The sequence below is a fragment of the Streptomyces sp. NPDC048734 genome (genome assembly GCF_043198675.1).
GTDB lineage: Bacteria > Actinomycetota > Actinomycetes > Streptomycetales > Streptomycetaceae > Streptomyces.
The window spans coordinates 317438-342676 of record NZ_JBICUZ010000003.1; the positions used below are offsets into that span (position 1 = coordinate 317438).

14 protein-coding genes are annotated in these 25239 nt (G+C 76.1%); 11 read left to right on the forward strand and 3 right to left on the reverse strand.

Going from position 1 to position 25239, the window contains the following annotated elements:
* The first annotated feature begins 225 nt into the window (after positions 1-225).
* The 3 genes from ACGFQC_RS10450 (at position 226) to ACGFQC_RS10460 (ending at position 7396) form a co-directional block, all read left to right on the forward strand.
* A complete protein-coding gene (locus ACGFQC_RS10450; protein WP_363087568.1) occupies positions 226-741 on the forward strand; it encodes a DUF5819 family protein in 516 nt (171 codons plus the stop codon).
* Positions 731-1924: an HTTM domain-containing protein gene (locus tag ACGFQC_RS10455; RefSeq protein ID WP_363087569.1), complete on the forward strand. Its 1194-nt coding sequence runs from the start codon at positions 731-733 to the stop codon at positions 1922-1924. Before ACGFQC_RS10450 ends, ACGFQC_RS10455 begins: the two co-directional genes overlap by 11 nt.
* A 330-nt stretch (positions 1925-2254) precedes the next feature.
* Positions 2255-7396 carry a hypothetical protein gene (locus ACGFQC_RS10460; RefSeq protein WP_363087570.1) on the forward strand — a complete coding sequence of 1714 codons (5142 nt, stop codon included), beginning with the start codon at positions 2255-2257 and terminating at the stop codon, positions 7394-7396.
* A gap of 37 nt (positions 7397-7433) precedes the next feature.
* Here the strand turns inward: ACGFQC_RS10460 and ACGFQC_RS10465 are convergent, their stop codons facing one another.
* A complete protein-coding gene (locus tag ACGFQC_RS10465; RefSeq protein ID WP_363087571.1) occupies positions 7434-10319 on the reverse strand; it encodes a LuxR family transcriptional regulator in 2886 nt (961 codons plus the stop codon).
* A 348-nt stretch (positions 10320-10667) separates the two neighbouring features.
* On the opposite strand from ACGFQC_RS10465, the gene ACGFQC_RS10470 reads away from it, so the two are divergent.
* The 3 genes from ACGFQC_RS10470 (at position 10668) to ACGFQC_RS10480 (ending at position 14120) form a co-directional block, all read left to right on the forward strand.
* Positions 10668-11333 (forward strand): response regulator transcription factor, encoded by a 666-nt coding sequence (locus ACGFQC_RS10470; RefSeq protein ID WP_363087712.1) that lies wholly within the window; start codon positions 10668-10670, stop codon positions 11331-11333.
* A gap of 172 nt (positions 11334-11505) precedes the next feature.
* Positions 11506-12159, forward strand: coding sequence for a DUF4255 domain-containing protein (locus ACGFQC_RS10475; protein WP_363087572.1), 654 nt, complete (start codon positions 11506-11508; stop codon positions 12157-12159).
* The gene (locus ACGFQC_RS10480) at positions 12156-14120 is read left to right on the forward strand and encodes an ATP-binding protein (protein ID WP_363087573.1); all 1965 of its coding nucleotides are present in this window, start codon (positions 12156-12158) and stop codon (positions 14118-14120) included. Before ACGFQC_RS10475 ends, ACGFQC_RS10480 begins: the two co-directional genes overlap by 4 nt.
* A 110-nt stretch (positions 14121-14230) precedes the next feature.
* Here ACGFQC_RS10480 and ACGFQC_RS10485 read toward each other — a convergent pair whose 3' ends face one another.
* Entirely contained in the window at positions 14231-15643 is a 1413-nt protein-coding gene (locus ACGFQC_RS10485; RefSeq protein ID WP_363087574.1) for a hydrolase, read from the reverse strand.
* 171 nt (positions 15644-15814) lie between these two features.
* Positions 15815-17389 (reverse strand): peptidoglycan-binding protein, encoded by a 1575-nt coding sequence (locus ACGFQC_RS10490; protein ID WP_363087575.1) that lies wholly within the window; start codon positions 17387-17389, stop codon positions 15815-15817.
* Positions 17390-17738: 349 nt separating this feature from the next.
* On the opposite strand from ACGFQC_RS10490, the gene ACGFQC_RS10495 reads away from it, so the two are divergent.
* From ACGFQC_RS10495 to ACGFQC_RS10515, 5 genes are all read left to right on the forward strand, one after another.
* Positions 17739-19130 (forward strand): DUF4157 domain-containing protein, encoded by a 1392-nt coding sequence (locus ACGFQC_RS10495; RefSeq protein WP_363087713.1) that lies wholly within the window; start codon positions 17739-17741, stop codon positions 19128-19130.
* Between the two features lie 129 nt (positions 19131-19259).
* On the forward strand, positions 19260-20855 hold the full coding sequence (locus ACGFQC_RS10500) for a phage tail sheath subtilisin-like domain-containing protein (RefSeq protein ID WP_363087576.1): 1596 nt from the start codon (positions 19260-19262) through the stop codon (positions 20853-20855).
* A 53-nt stretch (positions 20856-20908) separates the two neighbouring features.
* A complete protein-coding gene (locus ACGFQC_RS10505) occupies positions 20909-21352 on the forward strand; it encodes a phage tail protein (RefSeq protein WP_363087577.1) in 444 nt (147 codons plus the stop codon).
* Positions 21352-21822 carry a hypothetical protein gene (locus ACGFQC_RS10510; protein WP_363087578.1) on the forward strand — a complete coding sequence of 157 codons (471 nt, stop codon included), beginning with the start codon at positions 21352-21354 and terminating at the stop codon, positions 21820-21822. The genes ACGFQC_RS10505 and ACGFQC_RS10510 overlap by 1 nt, the downstream gene beginning before the upstream one ends.
* Positions 21819-21971 (forward strand): DUF6760 family protein, encoded by a 153-nt coding sequence (locus tag ACGFQC_RS10515; protein ID WP_363087579.1) that lies wholly within the window; start codon positions 21819-21821, stop codon positions 21969-21971. Before ACGFQC_RS10510 ends, ACGFQC_RS10515 begins: the two co-directional genes overlap by 4 nt.
* Positions 21972-25239: the final 3268 nt, after the last annotated feature.

The following is a 25239-nucleotide window of genomic DNA, read 5'->3' on the forward strand; positions in this document are numbered from 1 at the left end:
GGAACGAGAAAGACAGGGTGTGCGGTGTCGGGCGGAATTCACTCAGCGGACGCGAAGGAAGTTCAGCACTTCGCATCGGATCCGGTCGGACGGGAACGTCCTGACGCCACGGCCGCACCGCCCGGGTCGCCGAGACGTGCCCGTGCGCTGACCCACGGACTGCGCACCGCCGTGGTCCTTTGTCTCACGGCGAGTGTCGTCCACGTGGTTCTGGTGTTCCTTCACGTGGCACCGGCCAATCCCGTCTCCAAGCGATACAGCCCGATGATCAATTCCTGGGTGTACCCCTACTTCGAACAGAATTGGCGGCTTTTCGCACCGGATCCCGAATCCGTCAACCGGCAGATCCTGGCGAGAACCGCACACACCGGCCCGGGCGGATCGATGCGGGTGAGTTCCTGGTTCGACCTGACCGCCGTGGACGCTTCCGCGGTCGCGCACCAACCGTTCCCGAGCCACACAGCCCAGAACATGCTGCGCCGCGCCTGGGCCGGATACGTCGACTCCCACGGAGGGGACGACAAGGCGCGCACGGAACGCGCCCTGATGATGCGGAAGTACCTGGGCAACATCGCCGCGGACCGCGTCGCCGCCCACGGCGGCGGAGCCTTCGGCTTCATTCAGCTGCGCGTCGTCACCCTGCCCGTCGCCGCGCCCGGCACCGCCGACGGTGATCGTCCCCCGACGCCGGTCGAGAACCGGCTCCTGCCCTGGTGGAAGGTGAGCGGCCATGGAGAGTGAGGCCCGAAGGACCACGTCCGCCGTCGGCCGCCGGTGGCTCGCCGACCGGACCGGCGCCGCCTGGGAGCTGGTGACCGGTCGGCCGGTGTCCCTGTACGCCGCGTCGGTGCTGCGCATCGGCTACGGACTGCTCTACCTGGTCTTCCTGCTGCGCGAGTTCCCCCACCGTGCCCAGATCTGGGGCCCCGACTCCCCGTGGACGCCCGCCCTGGCACGGCAGCTCTTCGAACAGACGGGGTGGAGGAGCGTCCTGGCCCTGTCCGAGGAGCGTGCCTACTTCGAGCTCTGCTACGCGCTGGCCCTCGTCACGTCCGCGCTGTTCCTGCTGGGCTGGCGGACCCGCGTGACGTCCGTCCTCTTCGCCGTCGTGGTGGCCTCGTTCCACGGCCGGGCGATCTTCATGACGGACGGGGGCGACAACCTGGTCCTGCTGATGTCCCTCTACCTCGTCCTCACCGCGTGCGGCCGGCGCTGGTCCCTGGACGCGCGCAGGAAGAGGCGCGAAGCGGCCCGTGCGGGCAGCGCGCCGGAACCGGCGGGGAGCCCCTTCGCCGGGCAGCTCCGCGACGCCCGGACCACCCTGGTCACGGTGGTGCACAACTGCGGCATGTTCGTCATCGCGGCGCAGGTCTGCTTCCTCTACGGGTCGGCCGGTCTGTACAAGGTCCAGGGCGCGACCTGGGGCGGCGGCACCGCTCTCCACTACGCCCTGAACCTCGAACTCTTCCGGCCCTGGCCCGCGCTCTCCCACTTCGTGGACCAGTACACCCTCCTGGTCGCGGTCGCGGGCTACCTGACCGTGCTCCTGCAGGTGGCCTTCCCGTTCGTGCTCTTCGGCAGGCTCAAGTACCCCGTCCTCGCCATGCTGCTGAGCATGCACGTCGGCATCGCGGTGCTCATGGGGCTGCCCCTCTTCTCCGGCGCGATGATCATCGCGGACGCCGTGTTCCTCCCTGACCGCTTCTACGCCTTCCTCCCCCGCCTCTGGCGACGCGCGGCCCGGCGGACGGGCGGGTGGCGTGCCGCACCCGAACAGACGGCGGGGCCCAAAGCCGTGCCCGCGCAGGGACGGCCCGGCGGCGCACCCGGCTCCCCGCAGCGAGTCGTCCTTCCGGCGGGCCGGAGGGACACCACGCCCGGTACCGGACCCGCGTCCCCCCAGCTCCCCCCGAAGAGCGGCTGAGCCGGGCGGCGCCGTCCGGTCCCGGCCCGGCCGGGGAGACATCGTGGCCGCCCGCCGCGCCGCCCGCCCACAGGGTGGGGAAGCGGCGGGCGGCCGGACGCCGTGACCGTGCCGCACGGCAGGCGGTCCGCCCACCCTGTGGACCGGCCGGACGGCCGAGGCGGACGGTCGTTCCGGGCAGCCGCCGACGGGCCGGCGGGGCACCGGCGGTGGCCGTCCCACCTGGGCTTTCGTGCTGCGCGGCCGCTCCGTCGACCGTTCGGCGTACGGGAGTTGAACATTCGCCCCAGGGCCCGTTCCGGCCGCCCGCGCCTCCCTACGCTGACGCGCGTGCATGGACAGCGGCGGACGACGGACGACCACCGGCAGGGCGGCGCCCCCGAACGGGCCCCCCTGCCCCCGCGCGTGGCGACCGCGGCGAACCCGCTGCTCGGGCTCCAGCAGGCGGCGGGCAACGCGGCGACCGCCCGCGCCGTGACCGCGGGCGGGCCCGCCGGGGCGCGAGGGTCGCGCGGACGGCCGCTCGCGGTGCCCGCGCCGGTCGCCGAGGTCGCCGACGACTCCCTCGAACTCCCGCCGTACCTGCGGGACCTGGAGGCCGCCGGGCTCTCGTCGGCGTACCGGCTCACCGGGCACGAGTTCGTCGCCACCACCCTCGTCACCGTCATCGGGCACCGCGACGGGACGATCGCCGACATCGCCGCCGAGCTGGCGGGCCGCCCCGAGACCTTCTACGGCCGGGGCCGCGCCTTCGCCGTCACCGGGCCGAAGGGCCGGGACCGCTACGACGTCACCGTCACCCTGACCCCCGCCGACGACGACCGGCCCGGCACCTTCGCCCCCGGCGGCGGGGACCCACTCGGCGCCGCCACCAAGATCGACGTGCACCACAACACCTCCGCCTCCGTCGCCCGGTCCACCGGCTCCTCCGCCGCCCAGGGCGCGACCTTCACCGGCTTCGGGCTGGCGCCCGTCGCCCCCGGCGTCTGGGTGGGCGGCGCCATGACCGCGTCCGCACAGCCCTTCCAGTCCGCACGCGACACCCGCACCCAGCGGGGCACCGCCGAGCCGCGCGTCCTGCGCAGCGACAAGGGGTCCGTCGAGGTGCCCCGCCGGGTCCGCTACGGCGTCCGCGTCGCCAAGGACGGCACCCCCGGCGCCCAGACCTTCGCCGGCACCGGTTCCCTCACCATGCGGGTGCCCACCGAACACCTGGTGCCGGTGACCGCGGGGGCACCGCGCCGCCCGCGCCCGCTGAGCGCCGAGACCGCCCGCGCGGTGTCCCTGGCCGACTCCATGGCTCCCCTCGCCGTCGCCGACCGCGCCGCCCCGCACGGAGGCGGCGGCGGCCTGTTCGACGCGGTCGCCTCCGTGCTGCACCCGTCCCTGACCCGTCCCGGAGCACCCGGCCGGGCCCGGCTGTACGAGGCCACGGCCACCTCGACCGTCCTGGAGGACATGCCCCGGCTGCTGCGCGACGGCGTCGTCGGCGAGGACCTGACCAGCCGGGACGGATCCACCACCGGGACGTACCGGATGCGCGCCGCGATCACCCGGCTGGCCCCCGGCTGGGCCACCGGCAAGACGCAGTTGCGGACCCACCAGCAGACCCAGCACTCGGTGACGGACACGGCGGGCAAGGGCCGCGGCGGCACCCTCGGCGTCGGGCCGGCGATCGGCGTCGGCGTCCTCGGCAACGCCGCCGCCGTCCGCGCCACCGCCATGCCGCTCGCGGGGGCCCGCAAGGCCCGGTTCACCGTCGCCGACCAGACGGTGTCCAGCCGGCAGGGCGCGGAGGTCCGCGGCGACAAGGTGCTGTACCTGGGCACGGTCCGGCTCACCGCCGAGGGCACGGGGCCCGCTTCGCCGCTCGTGCGGGCGGGCCGCGGCGACCGTACGGCCCACCACACCATGAAGGTGTGGATCAGCCTGCGCGCCGACGAGGCACGGGAGCTGGGGCTGCCGCTGCCCGAGGGGGTCGGGGCGGGGGACTTCCTCACCCGGCCGGAGCGGAAGGCGGCCGGGACGGCACCGGTCCGGGACGGCCAGCCCGGGAGTTCCACCGGGCCGGGGACCCCCGCCGGGCGGGAGACGGCACGGCCGGGTGAGGAGGCCGAGGTGCCCGAGGCACCCGCGCACGTCGTGCGGCACCTTCCCTTCGGGGCCATGGGCTCCAGCGTGGCCATCAGCCGGCTCGACACCGCGCCGATGATGAAGGCCGTCCTCGACCTGTTCGGCACCGATCCGCGCCTGGCCGGCTATCTGCCCGCCTTCGGCGCCGAGCGGCAGGGCGGTGACGTCGGCGCGGAGGAGGCGGAGGTCCAGCGGCGCAACTACCGCGAGCTGGTCACCGTCCTGTCGGAGACCAACCTCCGGGTCAACAAGGACCAGTTGCTGTCCACGGGCGTACGGGTGCGGCTGCGCCGCAAGAGCCGTTTCCACGCCCACGACGTGCAGCTGCGGGTCACCGGATCGCTCCGGGAGACGGGCTACCTCGGCGACGCCAAGGACTGGCTGGTGCGCAGCCACACCGGTGTCACCTCCACCACGCAGAGCGGGCGGGCGAGTTCGCGGACCATCGGCGGGATGGCCCTCGGCCAGTTCCGGCTGATCCCCGGCGCCCTCACCGCCTCGGTCCGCGCCGACCGGACCCGTACGACGACCCGGCGCGGGCAGGGCGGGCCGACCGTGCGCACCGACGTCCTGACCAACGGCTCCGAGGACGCGAGCGCGTTCGGCGCGGCGCTCGGGCTGAGCGTCGACGTCACCATGACCAGCCGGCAGCGCAAGGCGGCCCGCGCGCTCACCCCCGGCGCGCCCGGCCAGGACACGCCCGAGGCCCGGCTCGTCGGCGGGCTGCGGCTGGACGAGCAGGACGTCCGGCTGCTCACGCCGACCGCGTTCACCCTGGACGGCGCGGGCAAGGAGCGGCTGGACTCGGCGACCGCGGCGCGGGCCGCCCGGCACCGGGACGTCCCCACGGAGTTCGCGGCGGCCGGCATCGGCGACCTCGCCGGGCTCGCGCCGCGGCAGACGGGCGGCAAGGGGGTGCGGGACTGGACTCTGGTGGAGACCGTCGGCGACGCCCAGCCGGTACGGGACCTGGCGTTCGAGCTGCTGGCGAAGGCCGCCGCCCGCAACAGGGAGGCCCGCGAGGACCGGGCCCTGCAGACGGAGGGCCTCGCGCCCCGGATCACCCTGGAGGAACGCTTCAGCCCGCAGGCCGTCACCGCCGCCCTGCGGCAGGGCGTCTCCGCCGGGTGGGTCGTGAAGAACCTGCGCCATCCGCGCCGGCTCGCCGGGCTGTCCGGCTCGGTCGGCACCCGGTTCGCGCTCACCGGCCCGCGGATCGTGCACCAGGGGACGGGGCCCGGCACCGAGACGTTCGTGCTGGGCGGCCACCAGGTCACCGGGCAGGAGGGGGTCAGCCGCAACACCGCCGTGCAGGGCGGGCTGACGGGCTCCGAGAACGGCGGCGAGTGGCGCCTCGGGCAGGGCGTGTCCGCCGGCCGCGGTCTCGGCAGCGGTGACAGCTCCGCCCTCACCCTGTCCGGCACGGTCGAGCGCAACGCCCACACCTCCCGCAAGAGCCCGCTGTACCTGGTCCAGTGCGATCTCGTGCTGCGGATGGTCGCGGAGGTCGCGGTCACGGGCGGCGGGCCGTACGTCGCGCGGGGCGGGCGCACGGTGCCGGGCGCGGTCGCCGTATGGCTGACGGAGGCTCAGGTACGGGCGGTGGGACTGCGGGTGCCGGGGGCGGAGGCCAAGGGGCCGGAGACCAAGGGGCCGGAGACCGCGCCCGCGGGGCGGGCCCCGGCGAAGGACGGGGAGCCCGCGCGGGCCGGCGAGACGTCGGCCGCCGCCGGGGCCCGCCCCGGACCCCTCGTGCCGCCCGCCCCCGTGCCGGGGCTGGCGCAGCACCTGCCGCTGGGCTTCGGGATGATCGAGGACCTGCCCGACTTCGTGCCGCTGCTGGAGCGGATGCGGGGCCGCCTGGACCGGTCCCTCGCCGACGACCTGCTGCCGCGCACGCAGTCGGCGGACCGCAACGACAACGTGCAGCGGCTGCTGCGGGTGCTGGACCGCGACGGTGCGGCGGGCCTGCTGTCGAGCGCGATGGACGGCGGGGTGGGGGTGGAGCTGTTCGACGGACGCAGACGGCCCTACCGCGCGGTGTTCACCGTACGGCGGACCGGACCCGGCAGGTACGTGGAGGCGGCGTCCGACGGACGGGACATGGAGTACATCACCTCCGCCGCCGTGCAGCAGGCGTCCGCCCACGACGAGAGCGACTCGCGGGGCGTCGAGGCCGTCCTGGCCGGTGCCGGGAAGCCGGACGGCGGGGCCGGACAGCTCAAGAGCGTCGGCGGGGCGGCCGGCCTGGGCCTCGGCTGGAGCGACACGCGCCGTACGGCGTCGACGGGGCGGGCCCAGCTGGGCACGAAGACGGTGGCCGAGGCGAAGGCGCCGTCGTCGCGGATGAACGTACCGGTCCAGGCGAGCCTGGAGATCTGGTCCGGCGACCGCCGGGTGGCCCTCACCCGCCTCGACGGCCTGTCCCTGACCCACCGGGTGCTCGACGCCGACCTGAACGCCCTGGCCCGGACGGCACCCGTGCCGCCCGCACAGGCCGGAGCCCACCGGGCCGCGGGGGCGGACGACGCGCGCGCCGACCGGCTCGGGCCGTGGCGGGCCGGCGGTCTCCGGCTGCCGATGGAGGCGCAGGTCAACGGCTTCTCGGGGGCGCCGAGGGTGCGGCAGGCGGTCGACGACGCCGTACGGCGGGCGGGTGGCGGTGACCGCTTCCGGACCCGTGGCGAGGCGGCGTACCACCTGCTGCGCGAGGCGGTTTCCACCGAGTGGCTGATCTCGGCTCTGCCGCTGCTGACGGCGGCGGGCGTGGACCTGCCGCCGGTGCACGCGACCGGTGCCTCGGGGCAGGACCTGCGCGCCTCGCTGCACGCCCGGCTGCGGAGCGGGCGGGTGCTGGGGGGCGGTGACGAGATGACGTTCGAGACGGTGGCGCAGAGCGGCCTGGACGCGCCGCGTCCCACGGGCGCGGACGGACAGCAGGCGAACGAGCACGGTTCGTCCGCGCGCGGGCTGTTCGGCGCGGGCGTGCTCAACGCCGACGAGTTCCGCATGAACCAGCTCCTCGGCACCGCCGACGGCTCGGGCAGCGCGACGGCGACCGCCGCGAACGCGGCCGGCTCGATGCCGGTCCACAAGCCCAAGTTCCGTTCCGTCCTGGTCCAGTTCACGCTGGACGTCCGCGTGGTCGCCCGTGTCACCGACCGGGTGCGGGGCGGACGGCCGTCGACCGCCGTCCAGGACGTCACCCTCCCCACCCCGGTGGTCCTGCGCCTGCCGGCCCCGGCCGCCCGCGCCCTGCTGACCGACCCGGCGGGCGGGGCCCACCTGGAGGACCGGGACGACCTGCTCGGGCTCCGGGCGGCGGCGGAGGGTGCGTAGGGTGCCGGGCCGGTACTGGGCCGGTGCCGGGCCGATGCTAGGCCTCCCCCCGCAGCGCCTGTTCCAGCTCGCCGCGGCGGCGTATGCCGAGCTTGCGGTAGGTGCTGGTCAGGTGGGTCTCCACGGTGCGGCGGGCCACGTGGAGGAGGTCGGCTATCTCGGTGTTGCTGCGGCCGACGGCGGCCAGTTCGGCGATGCGGCGTTCGCTGCCGGTGAGGGAGGCGGAGCCGGTGTGCGCGGTGGCGGCGCGGCGGGCGCCGCCCGCGCGCAGGGCCTCCTCGGCCCGGGAGCGCAGGCGTACGGCGCCCAGGCGTTCGGCGCGTTCGGCGGCCTCGCGGAGGCTTTCGCGGGCGCGGGACCGGTCGCCGGTGGCGGACAGCAGGCGGCCCCGGGTGAGGAGGGCGGCGATCAGTTCGGCGTCGGCCGGGGAGTCGCGCAGCAGGGCCACCGCCTCCTCGGCCAGGTCCAGCCCGCGTCGGCCGCCGGTCACGCGGGCCAGGACGCGCAGGGCCCGGCCGACCGTGCGGGGGGTGTCCCACACGCGGGCCAGGCGCAGTTCCTCCTCGGCCAGGGCGAGCGCCTCCCGGGGGCTGCCGAGGGCCAGTCGGCAGCGGGCCGCCGCCGTCCGCCAGGGGGTGACCACGGGGCTGAGCACGGTGCGGGCCGACTGGCGGCGGCCGCACTCCAGGAAGTCGTGCAGGGCGCCGGCGGTGTCCGCCTCGGCGAGGCGGAGGGTGCCGCGGGCGTACAGGAAGCGGTTCAGCTCCCAGGAGTCGGGCGCGTCGCGCAGGTCGAAGCGGGCCGCGAGCTGCCGTGCCCGTGCCGTGCGGCCGGTCTCGACGAGGGCCAGGAGGGTGTGCGCGTCGGCGTTGGTGGGGCCGCCGGTGGGAGTGGGGTCGCCGGTGGGGGTGAAGCCGCCGGTGGGTGTGCCGAGGTCCGTGAGCAGGCGGGCGTACTCGCCGCGGGCCGCGGTGATGTCCAGGCGGACGTTGTGCAGGGCCCGTTGCATGGGGTGCAGGAGGGAGCGGCGCTGGCCGGCCAGGCCGCGTTCCACCAGGCGTTCCGCCTCGTCGAGTTCGTCGGCCCACTGGGCGACGGCCGCCGTGGTGCCCAGCAGGAAGGGCTCGGCGAACGGTTCCGCCGGTTCGGTCAGCAGGGCCCGCAGCCGGGCCATCGCCGCCCGCGCCGAACTCGCCCCGGCGGTCGCCGCGTACCGCACGAGCAGGGCCTGGCCGGTGGCGCCGACCAGTTCCGGTGAGTGCCGAGCGGTGTCGGCGAGCCGGCGGTAGGCCTCGCGGCGGACCGTCTGGTCCTGGTCGGACAGCAGCGCGGACGCGGTCCGCACGGTGCGGAGCAGGTCGGGGTGGCCGGTCAGCCGGTCCTCCAGTGCGTGCAGCACCTCCACCGCCGCCCGGACCTCGCCGCGGCCCGTGAGGGCGGTGCCCAGCGCGAGGGCGGTGCGGACCCGGTCGCGGGGTTCGGCCGGGAGGTCGAGGGCCTCGGCGAGCCGGGGGATGCCGGCGGGGGTGTCGGCGGAGGCGTACTCCAGCGAGCCCAGTTCGGTCAGGAGCCGCCCGCGCAGGTCGGCGGGGAGGGGTTCGGCGAGGGCCCGGCGGAGGTAGCCGACCGCGTCGTCGGGGCGGCCCTCGCGGACGGCGGCGGCGGCGGCGTCCCGCAGCACCCGCAGTACCCAGGGCGGTCCGGCGGGCCCGCTGCCCAGCAACTGGCGTGCCACGCCGTCGGCCCGGTCCCCGCGCCGCAGCATGGCCTCGGCGACCGCGAGGTGCGCGGCCCGGCGGCGGGCGGCCGGCCAGCCGGCGAGCACGGCGTCCCGCAGCAGGGGGTGCGCGTAGCGGGGCCGGCCCCGCGCGTCCGCCCGCAGCAGCCCGAGCCGGGTCATCGCGGTGAGCCAGCCGGCCACCCGGGCGGGGTCCGCGCCGGTGGCGTCGGCGAGGAGGGCGGCCGTGGCGGCGAGCGGGGCGACGGCGACGGCGGAGACCGTGGGAGCGGCGGAAGCCGTGGGAGCGGCCGCCGTCGTGGGAGCGGCCGCCGTCGTGGGAGCGGCGGAAGTCCGGTGCGGGGCCTCGGGGTGGTCCCGGTCCGCCCGTTCCAAGGTCGCCAGGGTCGCCAGGGTGCGGGCGGTCTCCGCCGTCGCCGGGCCCGCGCTCTCCAGCCACCAGGAGACGGCGGCCGGGTAGGAGCCCGGGTACAGGGCGGCGCAGGTCCGCGGCACGGGGATCGGCGGCGGGGTGTCGCGCAGGTCGTCCAGGAGGGCGTGCAGGAGCAGCGGGTTGCCCGCGCCGGCCCGGACGCAGTCGGCGGTCCAGTCGTCGGGGGCCGCGGGGAAGGCGGTCCGCACGAGGTGGACGGCGGCGTCGTCGGTGAGCGGGGCGAGGGTGTGGGTGCGGACCAGGGACGGCGAGAGGGCGTGGGTGAGACCCGCGGGCCGCTGGTCGATGTCGTACTGGCTGCGTTCGGTGGCCACCACCAGTACCGGTAATCGGTCGAGCCGGCGGGCCGCCTCCACGAGCCAGCGCCGGGAGGACTCGTCCGCGAGGTGGATGTCGTCGACCGCCACCAGCACCGGGGACCGTTCGGCGTACGAGCGCAGCACCCGCCACAGCCGGGCCGCACTGCCGCGGTCGTCGAGTCCGGGCGTCGGGTCGGCGAACTCCGGTACGGGGCCGAGGAGATGGAGGACGGTGGAGAAGGGCACGGCGGTGTCCTGGGGGGAGCAGCGGGCGCGCAGCACGCGCAGGCCGCGGCCGGCCGCGTGGGCGACGGCGGCCTCCAGCATGGCGGAGCGGCCGGTTCCGGTGGCTCCGCGCAGCAGGACGAACCGGCCGCCGCCCGCGCGGGCGCGCTCGGCCTCGGCCGCGAGCAGCGCGTGCGCCCGCTCGCGTTCCCGCAGCGGTCCGGTCATGCCTGCCTCCTGGGCTGGACGCGAAAACCCGTACGCGGGTTCCGCCGAGGGCGTACGGTCGTTGTGGCGATGCTCACGGCCGGGCGCGGAAGGTTCCACGACTCCCGCACCTCACCTCCCGCACCCCCTCTGACCTGCCGCGATGCCCACGCACGGAGTCTCTCGTGGTGGCCGGTCCGCTGGTCTCGTGGTGCGCCTCGTGGTGCTCCACGATTGCGCCCGCCCCAGCCGTCACAGAAGGGTGGAACACGTCCTCCCGCCGCCGGTCCGCGCCGGACGGCGGGCTCGCGAACAGGGGGGAAACGGTTGCTCAGCGCACCCCGGACACCGGAAACCGCCACCGTCGCCATCAGCGCCCACCTCGGTACCCGTACCGGCGCGGGCCTGCACGGCCGCCCGCGCCGTACGCCGGTCTCCGTGCAGGCCTGCGACCCCCTCTCCCTCGAGGGGGCCGTCAGCCAGCTCCGCACCCGCCCGGAGGTCGAGATCCGGGCGGAGCCCGGCGTCGGCACGGTGACGCTGCTGATCGAGGACTCCCTCGACGAGGCCGCGCTGGCCCGGCTGCGCCGGGTCGTGCGCAGCGAGGGCGGGCGGGCCGTGCTGGTCGTGGGCACGATCCGCGAGAACGAACTGCTCGACGTCATCGAGTGCGGGGTCGGGGCGATCGTCTGGCGCCGCGAGGCCACCGCGAACCGGCTGGTGCAGGCGGTGACGGCCGCCGCGCGCGGCGACGGCGACCTGCCCGCAGATCTGCTCGGCCGGCTGATCAGCCAGGTGGGCAGCCTGCACCGGGGGGCGGCGAACCGGCCCGGCGCCCCCTCGCTGGGGCTCGCGCCCCGTGAGGTGGACGTGCTGCGGCTGGTCGCCGAGGGCCTGGACACCGGAGAGATCGCCAGCAAGCTGTCCTACTCCGAACGGACCGTCAAGAACGTCATGCACGGGCTCACCACACGACTGCACCTGCGCAACCGGGCGCACGCCGTCGCACATGCCCTCCGGGAAGGCTACATCTGACCGAACGGGCAATCGAAGGCGGACACGCGGGCAACGGCCGCTGCCCGCCGGCCGACCCCGGCGCGCCTGCGGTCCGGGCCACCCGGACGGCACACTCGGCGGGGTACGCCGTACGGACGGAAGAAGCGGACGGAAGAAGCCGCCCGGCAGGGCGGTCGAGGAGCGCGCGAAGGTGATCCACGAGGTGGACGAGGTCCTCAAGGGCCTCCTCGGCGGGGGCGCGCTGACGGATTCCGGCATCGACGTCTCCTTCGAGGCACCGACCCGCGACTGGGCGGCCCGCCGCAACGCCCCCACGATCAATGCCTACTTGTACGACATCCGCGAGGACGTGTCCCGGCGGCAGCGCGGCCAGGTCCCGGTCCGCGACGAACGGAACATCGTCGTACGGCGACGCCAGCCCCCGCGCTGGTTCCGGCTGTCGTACCTCGTCACCGCGTGGACCCGGACCCCGCAGGACGAACACCGTCTGCTGTCCGCCGTGTTGGCGACCCTGCTGCCGCGCGAGCTGCTCCCCGCCGACGAACTCCCCGGCGCCCTGGGCGCCCTCGGCCTCGCCGTCCCGCTGACGGTCGCCGGACTGCACACCGAGTCGCGGTCCCTCGCGGAGATCTGGTCCGCGCTCGGCGGTGAACTCAAGCCGTCCCTGGACCTGGTGGTGACCGCGCCCTTCCCGGCGTTCCCCGAGTACGACGCCGGACCGCCCGTCACCGAGGGCGCGGCCGTCCGCGTCCGCGGCCTGGACGGCGACCCGCCCGCCTCCGGCGAACGCGCCCACCGCCCGCACCAGGTGGCGGCCGCCCGAGAGGCCCGCAAGCCCCGATGACGGACGCCCCCCTGCTCGCCCGCCTCGCCGGCCTGCGCGCGCGGGTCGCCGACCTGGTCGCCCACCGGTCCGCCGGCGACCCCACGGCCGACGACCCGCTGCGCGGCCTCTACCTCTCCGAGGAGGCGGTACGGCACCTGCTCACCGCGGAGCCGCCCGCCCCGCCGCCGGACACGGTCCCCCCGCCCGCCGACGGCGACCCGCTCGACCGGCTCGCCGGCCGGCTCGCCCTCACCCCGCTCGACACGGCGGTCCTGCTCATCGCCCTCGCCCCCGACCTCGACCGGGGCTTCGAGCCGCTCTACGGCTACCTCAACGACGACGTGAGCCGCCGGCGGGCCACCGTCGGACTGGCCCTGGAACTGTGCGGGACGCCCGCGCACCTCGCGGCGGCGCGGGCCCGCTTCCACTCCGCCGCGCCCCTGCGCGCGCTCGGCCTGCTGGACGTCGAGGAACCCGAACGCCCTTTTCTGTCACGTTCGTTGCGCGTGCCCGACCGGCTCCTCGCCCACCTCCTCGGTGACGACACCCCGGACGCCGCCCTGCACGGCCACCTCCTGCCCATGCCGCAGGTGCTGCCCGCCGGGGACGACGACGGCCACGCCGGCTTCGTCGCCCGGCTCGCCGCCCGGCTGCGGCACGGCCCCCTCACCGTCCACCTGCGCGAGCACCGCGAGGGCGACGGACTGGCCGGCATCGCCGCCGCCCTGGACGCGGCCGGTCTCGGCGCCCTGCGCTACACCGGTCCCGAGGACCGCGTCCCCGAGCTGCTGCGCGAGGCCCGGCTGGGCGGGCGGGCCGTCGTGCTGTCCGCGCTGCCCGAACAACCGGCCGCGCTGATGGCCGCGTTGACGGCGGCCACCGACGTGACCGTGCTGCTGACCGACCCCCGCCCCTACGACCCGCACTGGTGCGCCCACGACCCGCTGGTCCTGGACGCCCCGCGCCGGCAGGCGGGCTCCACGGCGTCCTGGGCGGCGGCGCTCGGTCCGCAGGCCGAGGCGTTCGACCTGGCGAGTGCCGTGGCGCCGTACCGGCTGGGCGGGGAACGGGTGGCGCGGGCCGCCCACGGCGCCCTCGCGCTCGCCGCCTTCGACGGCGGCCCGCTCACCGCCGCCCACGTCCGCCTGGCCGCCCGGCAGCAGTCGGCGTCCGGGCTGGAGCGGCACGCCCGCCGGATCCGGCCCGCGGTCGGCTGGGAGGACCTCGTCCTGCCCGACCGGCCCCTGACCCAGCTGCGCGAACTCGCCCTGCGCGCCCGCCACCGCGACCGGGTCCTCGGCGACTGGCGGCTCAGCGCGGGCGGCGGCCGGGGCCGGGGCGTGCTCGGCCTGTTCGCGGGCGAGTCCGGCACCGGCAAGACCCTGGCCGCCGAGGTCGTCGCCGCCGAACTCGGCCTCGACCTCTACGTCGTCCAGCTCTCCTCCATCGTCGACAAGTACGTCGGCGAGACCGAGAAGAACCTGGAGCGCATCTTCACCGAGGCCGACCGCACCGACGCCGTGCTGCTGTTCGACGAGGCCGACGCGGTCTTCGGCAAACGGTCGGAGGTGAAGGACTCGCACGACCGCTACGCCAACATGGAGAGCGCCTACCTGCTCCAGCGCCTGGAGTCCTTCGACGGCATCGCGCTGCTCACCACCAACCTGCGCGCCAACATCGACGAGGCGTTCACCCGCCGGCTCGACCTGGTCGTCGACTTCCCGTTCCCCGACGCCGGGCAGCGCGTGGCCCTGTGGCGGCACTGCCTCTCCCACGTGCCGTGCGCGCCCGGCATCGACCCGTCCCCGACGGCGAAGGACTTCGAGCTGGCGGGCGGCTCGATCCGCAGCGCCGTCGTGACCGCCGCCTACCTGGCGGCCGGGCGGGGCGAGCCGGTCTGCGACGAGGACCTGATGGAGGGCGCCCGCCGCGAGTACCGCAAGGCGGGACGCCTGGTGCCGGGCGGGGCGGGCTGGTAGACGGCCGGCCCGTCAGGGGGCCGGGGGGGCGGGACCGCTGCCCGGAGGGGACGGGCGGAACGTCCCCGTTCCCACCCGCCCCCGGTGACTTCGGACGGCTTCGGACGGCCTCAGACCGTGAAGCGGACCGCCTCCAGGTTCTTGGCCTGCTCCATCGGGCTGCCGCCGTACATCCAGTCGCCCGGCTTCGTGCAGCCCAGGCCCATCCAGCCCTTGTCGGCGACGTGGGCGTTCTGGCAGACCGAGCCGTCGTTGACCTTGATGGTGTAGCCCTGGAGCGGGGAGAGGGACTCCTTGGTGGACCCGAAGTACATGTCGACGCCGTCGGCCGCCGAGGCCCACTTGTCGCCCGTCTTCCAGCCCTCGACCACGTAGGCGCCGTTGCCCGCCGTGCCCTTGACGCCCGACACGGCGATGTTGAGCGCCTTGATCGGCAGGTTCTTGCCGACCGTGCCCGCCTCCGCGCCGTCACACACCGGGTCCTGCCAGCCGCGGTCGGCGACGTAGGCGCGGTAGCAGATGTGCCGGCCCTCGCTGCGGGCCGCCAGCTCCTGCACGGCGGTGGCGGCGGTCCGCTCCTTCGACTCGGGCTCCTCGGAGGCGCCGCCCCCGCCACCGCCACCGCCGTCCCCGGCGTCCGGGGTGGCCGAGGCCTCCGGCTCCTCCTCCGGCTCCTCGGCGGGGGGCGGCGGCGGAACGGCGTTCGCCTTGCTCGGGGCGCTCGGGCTCGGCGCGGGCAGGGCGGTGGCCCCGGCCTGCTCCATCTTCTCCTTGGCCAGGCTGGTGACCTGGGGCCGGTAGGCCAGCCAGATCATCACGAACGCGATGGCCAGCGCGAGGCTCAGGCTCAGGGCGGTGGCCAGCCAGCGCGGCAGGAAACCGCGCTGCACGAACGTGCCGTCCACCTCCAGGGGCTGGGCCCCCGACCGCCGTACGGCCAGGCTGTACGGCTGCTCCTCCTTCGAGCCGAACCAGATGATCTGGCGCGGCCGCAGCGTCGCGTCGACGAACGCCGCGCGCCCCGGCTCGATCTGCACGTTGCCCGGCTGGAGGTCGTAGGCCAGCCGGTCGCCGGTGTCGGTGCCGCTGAGGGAGGCGGTGACGCGGGTGTTGCCGAGGTTGTCGATCGCGAGGCGGGGCCGCCCCCGGAACCGCCCCTTCACGGTCGGCGGCACCAGCTCGGCGCGGACCTCGGTGAACGGCGTGACCGTCAGGTTGCCCTCGGGCACGGTCACCGCGTCCGGGTGCTCGGTCGGCGTGACGCGCACGGCGTACGGGTTCGGGCCGGCCGTCGCGTCCGGGGTGCGGGGCGGCGAGAACGTCAGCTCCACCGTCCCCGTCGTCCCCGGGTAGAGCCGCAGCGTCGGCGGCTCGACCCTCGTCCAGGGCGCCACGCTCCCCACCGGTTCGAAGCGGTACTCGTCGACGACGTCACCGGTGTTGCGCACCCGCAGCCGCACACGGGCACTGGCGCCGGGATCGACGGTCACGGAGGCGGGTTCAAGAGAGGTCCACAGGCTCACGGACCCACGCTAGGGGGTCCCCGCGGAGGCGGTCAGGGACTCCGGGGCACGATCACTGCCCCCGGACGCCGCTTCCCCTGCCCCCGCCGCCCCCGCCGCCGGCCTCCGCGCAGCTCCCGCCGACCGGCCACCGGTCGGCGGCCGGTCGGTCACCGGTCGGCGGCCGGTCGGTCACCGGTCGGCGGCCGGGGCCGGCGGGTAGGGGTCGGCGGTGATCTTCCCCGGGCTGTCCTGCGACCTGACCTTCCCGCCGTGCAGCAGCGCGAACGTCGCCCCGTCGATGGTGCCGGTCGCGGGCAGCCCCATCGCCTGCTGGTAGAGGAGCACCCGGGTGCGCAGGGAGTCGTCCGCGAGGGCGTGGGCGCGGTTCTGGGAGCTCTGCAGGTACTGCATGTTCGCCCGCAGGTGCTGGATCTGCGCCGCGACGACGTCGTCGCCGTAGGTGTCGTGACCGGCCCACAGCAGCGCGCTGTTGACCCACACGATCTCCGGGCTGTCGTCACCTGGCTGGACGCCGGAGACGTCCGTGCTGAAGTGGGCCATCACCAGGGCCGTCATGGTGGACCGGCCCAGGTTGCCGAGGCCGTCCGTCTTCACGATGACGCCGTCGTAGACGTCGTCGAGCTTCTTCTGGGAGCACTTCAGCGCCGCGACCGTCGCCGCGTCCATGACGCCCTTGGTGTGCGGCGCGGTGAGCCGGCACGGGTCCTCCGACCGGAACTTCTCCATCCTGACCTGCGCGAACTGCACGAAGAGGTTGGGGCCGTCACCCGGCCTGAACGGCAGCGGGCCGCTCGGCTGCTCGTCCTTCTCCTTCGGCTCCTCCCCGGCGGCCGCACCGCCGCCGGCCGACGAGCCGCCGCCGTCCTCCCCGCCCCCGGCTTCGGCCGCGAGGTCGGGCAGGGCCGCCTCCGAGGCCTTCGGCGCGGGCGCCGACGCCTGCGGGCTGGGCAGGACGGGCAGTTCGACGGCGGCGGCCTTCTCCGTCCGCTCCACCGCCCCGGTGATCACACGGGGCTTGTGACCGATCCACAGGAAGAGGAACGTCAGGGCCAGCGCCAGCGAGATGCTGAGCGCGGTGGCCAGCCAGCGCGGCAGGAAACCGCGCTGCACGAACGTGCCGTCGACGGCCACCGGGCTCTTCCCGGACCTGTGCACGGCCAGCGCGTACGGCCGCTGCTCCTTCGCGCCGAACCAGATGATCTGCCGCGGCCGCAGCGTCGCGTCCACGAACACCGCGCGCCCCGGCTCGATCCGCACGCTGCCCGGCCGGATGTCGTACGACAGGTGGTCGCCCGTGTCGCTGCCGTTCACCGACGCCGTCAGCGGGGTGTTGCCGAGGTTGTCGACGGCGAGCCGGGGACGGCCCCGGAAGCGGCCCTTCACGGTCGGCGGCACGAGTTCGGCCCGCAGTTCGCTGAAGGGCGTCACGGTGAGGTTGCCCTCGGGCACGGTCACCGCGTCCGGGTGCTCGGTCGGCGTGACGCGCACGGCGTACGGGTTCGGGCCGGCCGTCGCGTCCGGGGTGCGGGGCGGCGAGAACGTCAGCTCCACCGTCCCCGTCGTCCCCGGGTAGAGCCGCAGCGTCGGCGGCTCCACCGTCGTCCAGGGGGCCGTCGGGCCCACCGGCTCGAAGCGGTACTCGTCGACGACGTCACCGGTGTTGCGCACCCGCAGCCGCACGCCGGCGGTACTGCCGGGATCGACGGTGACGGAGGCGGGTTCGAGGGAGGTCCACAGGCTCACACGAGGACGTTACGGGAAGCCCCGTGAGGGGTCGGGGATCGCCGGGGGCAGACCTCACTGCCCTTGCGGACAAGGGTTCTCGGGGCGGCACGCCGTGGACGAACGCCTCGTCCGGCGGGTGGGGGAGCGTGGCGGACCGGGGCGGGTGTTCCGCCACCGGACCGCGGAACGGCGGACCCCGGACCCGGCGCGACCGCGCGGACGGCCCTTTCGGGCAGAAAGTCTGCTCGGGGCGGGGCCCTCGAACCCTTGCGCGACCCGGGGCGGCCGTTCGCATCATGCTCACGGCAGTGGTGTAACCGCAGTCGGGCGGCCGCACCTGGGACTCCGGACCACCGGAAGGCGGATGATGCGGGAACAACAGGTGGACGAGGCGCGGAACAGGGCGGGCAAGCCCGCCCCGCGGACGGCCGCGCGGAGCACGCGGGGCCCCTCGGAGGCGCCGCTCGGCACGCTGCCCGGCGGGGGGTTCGCCCCGGCCGCCGTCACCGCCCTGCAGCGTGCGGCCGGCAACGCGGCGGTCACCGCGGCCATGGCGCGCGGCAGCCACGAGCACGGCCCCGGCTGCGGGCACGCGGCCCCGGTGCAGCGGTCCGCGGTGCACGACGTGCTGCGCGACGCGGGCACCCCGCTCGACACCGGGACGCGCACGGAGATGGAGGCACGGCTGGGCGCCGACTTCTCCGACGTGCGGCTGCACACGGACACGGTGGCGCAGCGGTCCGCGGCCGAGATCGGGGCCCGCGCCTACACCTCCGGCAGCCACGTGGTCCTCGGCGAGGGCGGCGCGGACAAGCACACCCTCGCCCACGAACTGACGCACGTCATCCAGCAGCGGCAGGGCCCCGTGGCGGGCACGGACAACGGCGGCGGCCTCCGGGTCAGTGATCCCTCGGACCGGTTCGAACAGGCCGCGGAGGCCAACGCCCGTCAGGTGATGGCGGGTCCGGTACCGCAACGGCGGGAGGGCGAGGGCGGGCCGGGTCCGGACCGGTCCGCGGGCCACGGGGAGGCGGCCGTACAGCGCATGCGGCTGCCCTGGCAGAAGGGGGCGAAGCAGGAACAGCAGGGCCCGGCGACGATCTCCCTGCGCGTCGGCGACACCTCGATCGCCACGACCCGTCAGGGCGCCTACTACCACTTCACGACCCCGGCCGGCGGGAACGCCTTCATCCACGACGTGGCGGTGAACAACGGGGCCGTCGATCCGGAACTGGCCGGGCACATCACCCGCTACCTGAACGGCGGTCTGGTGCTGTACCGGGGCATCCCGCGCTGGCACCCGACCTGGCACCAGGTGATCGGGGAGGGTGTCATCCCGCCCCTGGGCTCCGGGTGGCTGCCGGACTTCGACACCCACAACACCTCGTTCATCCCCTTCGCCCCCCGGGAGGACATCGCCCGTGGTGCCGCCGTGGGCGCCTCGGGCATGGGGCCGGGCGACCGGGCCCAGTTCGTGGAGGGATACAGCAGGCAGGGCGAGCACGAGGTCGGCATGATGGTCACCGTCCAGGTCGGTCCGGAGCACGACGTCGGCTTCTACAACGGCGGCGAGATCCAGGCCCGCGGCCCCGTGGACCTGCGGAGCATGCAGGTGTTCACGATGGGGACCGACGTGGAGGAGGCGCTGACCGGCACCCCCGGCGCCCAGCACGAGCCCCTGCGGAACACCCGTCCGGCCACGCCCACGAACGCCGAGAAGGACGCGTACCGCGCGGAGTACGGCGGGCTGCGGAAGTAAGGACGCCCCCGCATTGCCCCTACGGGCACGCTTCGTGCCCTCGCTCCGGCACCGGAGGACGTTTCGACGGGCGCGCTTCGCGCGTGAGGGTGAGAGCCGACCTGACTCGTACCCCGAGGAGAGCAGAGCATGCCGTCCTACCTGTCGCCCGGCGTTTACGTCGAGGAGGTGGCCAGCGGCTCACGCCCGATCGAGGGGGTGGGCACCTCGGTGGCGGCCTTCGTCGGGCTCGCGCCGACCGGTCCGCTGAACGAGCCGACGCTGGTCACCAACTGGACGCAGTACGTGGCGGCGTTCGGTGACTTCACCGACGGGTACTACCTCGCGCACTCCGTCTACGGCTTCTTCAACAACGGCGGCAGCGCCGCGTACGTCGTCCGCGTGGGCGGTGCCGCCGGCGGCGCCGCCGGGGAGGCGTCCGCCGCCCCCGCCGCGGTGACCGGCGGCGACGAGCGCGCCGCGCTGCCGCAGGGCGAGCCCCGGCAGCTCGGGACGTTCACCGTGACCGCGGTGGCCGGTGGCTCCGGTCCGCTCAGCGTCGAGGTCGCCGACCCCGAGGGCGAGGGCCCCGCCGAGCGGTTCAAGCTGATCGTCAAGGACGGCGACAAGCCGGTCGAGACCTTCGACGTGACCGCCAAGAAGGGCGGCCGCAACTACGTCGTCACGCAGGTGAAGGAGCGCTCCAAGCTCATCACCGTGCAGGAGGCGGCGCCCGCCGCCCAGCTGGCCCGCCCGGACAACCAGACCGTGGCGCTCGCCGCCCCGCCCGCCGCGGCCCCGGCCACCCCGGCCGCCCCGGCCGCCGGTGCCCAGCAGGCCGGCCCCGCCCAGTACCTCGGCGACAGCGCCGACCGCACCGGCTTCGGCGGTCTGGAGGCCGTCGACGAGATCTCCATGGTCGCGGTGCCCGACCTGATGGCCGCCTACCAGCGGGGCGCGATCGACCTGGAGCAGGTCAAGGCCGTCCAGCTGGGCCTGATCGCGCACTGCGAGCTGATGGGCGACCGCGTCGCGATCATCGACCCGCCGCCGGGCCTCAACGCCCGCCAGGTCCGCGTCTGGCGCCAGGAGACGGCCGGCTACGACTCCAAGTACGCCGCCCTGTACTACCCGTGGATCAAGTCCTTCGACCCGGCGACCGGCCAGTCCCGCCTGGTCCCGCCGAGCGGCCACGTCGCCGGCGTCTGGGCCCGCAACGACTCCGAGCGCGGCGTCCACAAGGCCCCGGCCAACGAGGTCGTGCGCGGCGCGGTGGACCTGGAGATCCAGATCACCCGCGGCGAGCAGGACCTGCTCAACCCCATCGGCGTGAACTGCATCCGCGCCTTCCCGGGCCGCGGCATCCGCGTCTGGGGAGCCCGCACCCTCTCCTCCGACCCGGCCTGGCGCTACCTGAACGTCCGCCGGTACTTCAACTACCTGGAGGAGTCGATCCTGATCGGCACCCAGTGGGTGGTGTTCGAGCCGAACGACCACGCCCTGTGGGCGCGGATCCGGCGCAACGTCTCGGCGTTCCTGGTCAACGAGTGGCGCAGCGGCGCCCTGTTCGGCGCGAAGCCCGAGGACGCGTACTACGTCAAGTGCGACGAGGAGACCAACCCGCCGGAGTCGGTCGACGTCGGCCGCGTCGTGTGCGAGATCGGCATCGCGCCGGTCAAGCCCGCCGAGTTCGTCATCTTCCGGCTGGCCCAGTTCTCCAGCGGCAACGGGGAGCTGGAGGAGTAACCGCTCCTCCCGCCACCCCCGACCGCAGTCAACTCCCCTAGAAGGAAAGCCAGATGAGTCTCCAGCCGGGTGATGCTCTCACTTCGCACAATTTCGGCCTCCAGATCGACGGCGTGATGGTCGAGTACCTCGCCGAGGTCAGCGGCCTCAGCCTGGAACAGGACGTCATCGAGTACCAGCAGGTCTCCGCGCAGGGCAAGCCCGTCACCAAGAAGCTGCCGGGCGTGAAGAAGGCCGGTACCTGCACGGTCGTCCGCGGCATGACGCAGTCCGCGGCGTTCAACCTGTGGATCACCGAGTCGATCAACGGCGTGATGGGCTCCGCCCGCAAGAACGCCACGATCATGGTGATGGACTACCAGAACAACCCGGTCAAGCGGTACAACATGCGCAACGCCTGGTGCAGCAAGATCGACACCAGCACGGTGAAGGCCGGCGAGGCGTCCGCGCTGACCGAGACGGTGACCATCACGTTCGAAGAACTGGTCATCGAGTAATGCGACGTTCCGCTGTGCGGGCGGCGGCGCCCGCGGGCGGGGAGCAGGAGAACACCCCGCTCCCGCCCGCGGCGCCGGCGCCCGCGCCCGTCGCGCAGCGCCTGCGGACGGAGTTCCCCTTCGAACTGCCGCGGGGCTACGTCGACGAGGCGGGCACCGTCCACCGCGACGGCGTGATGCGGCTGGCGACGGCACGGGACGAACTCGTCCCGCTGCGGGACATCCGCGTCCAGGAGAACCCGGCGTACCTGTCGGTGGTCCTGCTCGGCCGGGTCATCACCCGCCTCGGCACGCTCCCGCTCGTCCACGACGGGATCGTGGAGAACATGTTCGCCTCCGACCTGGCGTTCCTCCAGGACTTCTACCGCCAGGTGAACGCGGAGGGCCACACCCGCGCGACCGTCGAGTGCCCGCACTGCGCGGAGCCCTTCGAGGTCGAACTCGGCGGGAGCCGCCTGGGGGAATCGTGACGTACGCGACCGACCGGCTGTACGAGGAGATCGCGTACGTCGCCTTCCACTTCCACTGGGGCCACGACGAGATCCTGGACCTGGAACACCACGACCGCCGCCGCTACACGGACAGCATCGCGTCCCTCGTGACGCGCGCGGAGGGCTGAGCGATGGGCTTCCTGGACCGCTTCCGCCGCCCCGCGGACCGCGGGGCGGCGGGCGGCGCACCGGCGCCGGGGCCGGACGTCGCGGGCGCCGGTACGGCGTCGGCGGCCGGCGCGGGCCCCGCGCCGGTACGCCCGCGTACGGCCGCCTGGTCCTCCCTGCCGCCCGTGCAGCGGACGGCGGGGGGCGGGGGTGCCGCCGGTGTCGCCGACCCCGGCTTCGGCGGCCGCCTGGCCACCTGGCAGAACCCCTCGTTCACCGGCGCGCCCTCGCCGGCGGTCCTGGACGGCCGGTCGGGCGGCCTGCTGGACCACCTGACGTCGGTTCCGCCCCGGCAGCCGGCGTCACCGGCACCGTCGCCGGCCGAACGCCCCGTGCCGGTGGTGCCGGTGGCGGGACCCGTCCCGGGACCCGCGGTGGACCGTGCGGTGAGCGGGGCGGGCGGGGCTCAAGCCCCCGCGTCCGCGCCGGCGGTGGCGTCGGCGCGGCCCGCCGCCGTCCTTCCGGTGCCGTCCGCTCCTCCCGCGCCCGCCGCCCCGGCGCGGGGCATCCGGGTGCAGCCGGCCCCCGCCCGCCCCGCCACGGCGCGGGCACCCCTGACCAAGTCGACCGCCGCCGCCCCGGTCCAGCGACGCACCCTGCCCGCACGGGTCCCGTCGGCCCCGAGACCGGCCGCCGCCGGTACCGGCGGGGACACGGGGACCGGCGGCGCACCCGCGGCACCGGGCAAGGAGCCCGTCCCACCGGGTGCGGTGACGCCCCTGCCCGCCCCGGTGCCGGCGCCATCGCCGTCGTCGGTTCCGGCACGGACACCGGCCGGTGCGCCCGTGACGCCGTCCGTGCAGCGGGCGGGAGGCGGGGAGGCCCGGGACCGAAGCGGTCCGGGGCCGGTGCCTCCGGCAGGCCGGGCGATCGGCCTGGGGCCCGCCGCGGGCTCGGGTCCGGTCACCGGCTCGGGGCCCGCCGCGGGTTCGGGTCGGACGGCCGGCGGAGGGCAGGCGGTGGCCGGAGGGATGGTGGCCGGAGGGACAGTGGCCGGCGCGGGTCCGGCCGTGAGCCCGCCGTCCGACGCCGCGCCCGCGCCCGTCGTCCAGCGGAGTCCCGCGCCCGGTACGGCTGCTGTTCCGCGTCCCGGACCGCCTGGCGGTCCGGGCCCCTCGGCACGCCCCGTCGCGGTCCCGGCTCCGACCGGTGCCGGTACGCCGGGCGGCGCGCCCACCCCGTCCGGCGGCCGACCCGCGTCCGGCACCGGACCGACCACCGGCGACGGGCCCGCACCAAGTGCCCCGCGCACGGCCGCGTCCGACACGCCGTCGGCCTCCGGCGCGGGGCCCGCCTCCCGTGCCGGAACTCCGGGCGGCACACCGGGCCCCGTCGCCGTCCAACGCACCACCGGCCGCCCCGCTTCCGGCGCCGGTCCCACGTCGAGTACCGCGCCCACGCCCGCACCTGACACGGCGACGGCGTCCGGCAGCAGACCGGCGTCCCGTGCCACGCCCACGCCCACGCCCGGCAGCGGACCCGCGTCGGGTACCGGGACCCCGAGCGGCACGCCGCACCCCGTCGTCGCCCCACGCACCACCGACCGGACCGCCCCGTCCGGCGGCCGACCCGTGCCCGGCACCGGACCGACCACCGGCGACGCGTCCGCGTCGGCATCCGGCAGCGGGCCCGCGTCCCGTGCCGGGACCCCGGGCACCGCGCCGAACCCCGTGATCGCCCAGCGCACGACCGGCCGGCCCGCCCCGACAGCGCCCCGCCCCGCCCCCGGTGGCGCGGCACGGACCGCCACGCCCTCGCCCTCCTCCCCGACCCGGACCGGCGGGTCCGGTGACCGGTCCGCGCCCGTCGCCGGGCAGGCCACCGGTGCCGGTCCCACGCCTGCGTCCGGTCCCACGCCTGCGTCGGGCACCGGGCTCGCGTCGGACGCCGGGACCACGAGTGGCGCGCAGAGCCCCGTCGTCGCACAACGCGTCACCGGCGGGCCCGCCCCGACAGCGCCCCGCCCCCTCCCCGGTGACGCCACGAGGGCGGCCGCCCCCTCGCCCTCCTCGCCGGGCCCGGTCGGCACGCCCGCCGCCGAACCGGCCCCCGGCGCCGCCTCCGCTGCCACGCCCGCCCCCGTCGTCAGGCCCGTGTCCGGGGCCCGCGCCGCGAGCGGCGGGGACGGCGGCGGCAAGGACGTGCAGCGCTCCGCCCTCGACGTGCCGTCGCCGCCCGCTCTCCTCGCCCCGGCGGTCAGCCCGCCCGGCCCGTCGCCCGCCGCCCGGACGTCGACCGGTACGCCGGTCGGAGCGGGGTCGGCCCCGGCCGCCGTACCGGCGGCGGGGACCCCGGCACCGTCCGCCGCCACGGGTCCCCCCGCCGTGCAGCGCTTCGCCGTGCAGCGCCCGGCCGTGCCCGGCGGTGCCGCACCGGCGGCGCCGGGCCGCGCTCCCGGCGCCTCCGGTGTTCCGTCTCCCGCGCCCCACAAGGCGGTTGCGGCCGGGCAGCCGACCGATCCGGCCGGTGCCCGGCGGGCGGGTACGGGCAGCCGCACCGCACCGGCGACCCCCTCGTCGCCCGCCCCCAGCGAGCCCCCCGACGCCACCCCGGACGGCCGGCCCGTGCCGACGCACCCGACGGCACCGACGGCCCCCTCCGCCGCCCGGCCGCCGGCGGCACCCCCTGTCCAGCGGAGCACTCGTCGTGCCGGTCTGGGCACCCCCGCGCGCGGGAACCCGGACGGCACCGAACCGGTCCCGACCCCCGTACCGCCGCTGTCGCCGGTGCCGCCGTCGCCCGCCGGCACCGCGTTCGTGCCGCCCACCGGCCCCGCCGTACCGGCGGCGCCTTCCCGGCCGGAACCCCCACGGCCCTCCGTGCAGCGCACGCCGAGGGCTGCCGTCCCCGTCGGCCGCCCTCGTCCCGCCCTCGGCGCCCCGCTCACCGGCCGCCCCTCGGACGCGGTGTCCCTCGACGCGCCCAAAACCCCGCCCGTCGTGCAGCGCGCCACCGCGCCACGCGCCTCCGTCGGCCGTCCGGCGACGCCGCCCACCCCGCTCCCCGGCATGTCCCTGCCCGGCGCCCCCGCGTCCCCGGGGCCCGCACCGGCCCCGGCCCCGGTGCCGAACCCGTCGGCCCCGCCGACCCCGTCGACGACCGGCGCGGCCACCTCTGCCACCCCTACCACCCCGGCAGCACCGGCAGCCCCGGCCCGCCCGGTGCCCGGCCGCCAGGCCGACCGGCACCCGGCCGGCCCCGCCGTCCCGCTCGTGCGGCCCGCCGTAC

Excerpts from the sequence above, each read along its gene's own strand:
- ACGFQC_RS10455 (WP_363087569.1), top strand. The coding sequence starts at position 731 with ATGGAGAGTGAGGCCCGAAGGACCACGTCCGCCGTCGGCCGCCGGTGG.
- ACGFQC_RS10465 (WP_363087571.1), bottom strand. The coding sequence starts at position 10,319 with ATGACCGGACCGCTGCGGGAACGCGAGCGGGCGCACGCGCTGCTCGCG.
- ACGFQC_RS10480 (WP_363087573.1), top strand. The coding sequence starts at position 12,156 with ATGACGGACGCCCCCCTGCTCGCCCGCCTCGCCGGCCTGCGCGCGCGG.
- ACGFQC_RS10495 (WP_363087713.1), top strand. The coding sequence starts at position 17,739 with ATGCGGGAACAACAGGTGGACGAGGCGCGGAACAGGGCGGGCAAGCCC.
- ACGFQC_RS10500 (WP_363087576.1), top strand. The coding sequence starts at position 19,260 with ATGCCGTCCTACCTGTCGCCCGGCGTTTACGTCGAGGAGGTGGCCAGC.
- ACGFQC_RS10505 (WP_363087577.1), top strand. The coding sequence starts at position 20,909 with ATGAGTCTCCAGCCGGGTGATGCTCTCACTTCGCACAATTTCGGCCTC.
- ACGFQC_RS10510 (WP_363087578.1), top strand. The coding sequence starts at position 21,352 with ATGCGACGTTCCGCTGTGCGGGCGGCGGCGCCCGCGGGCGGGGAGCAG.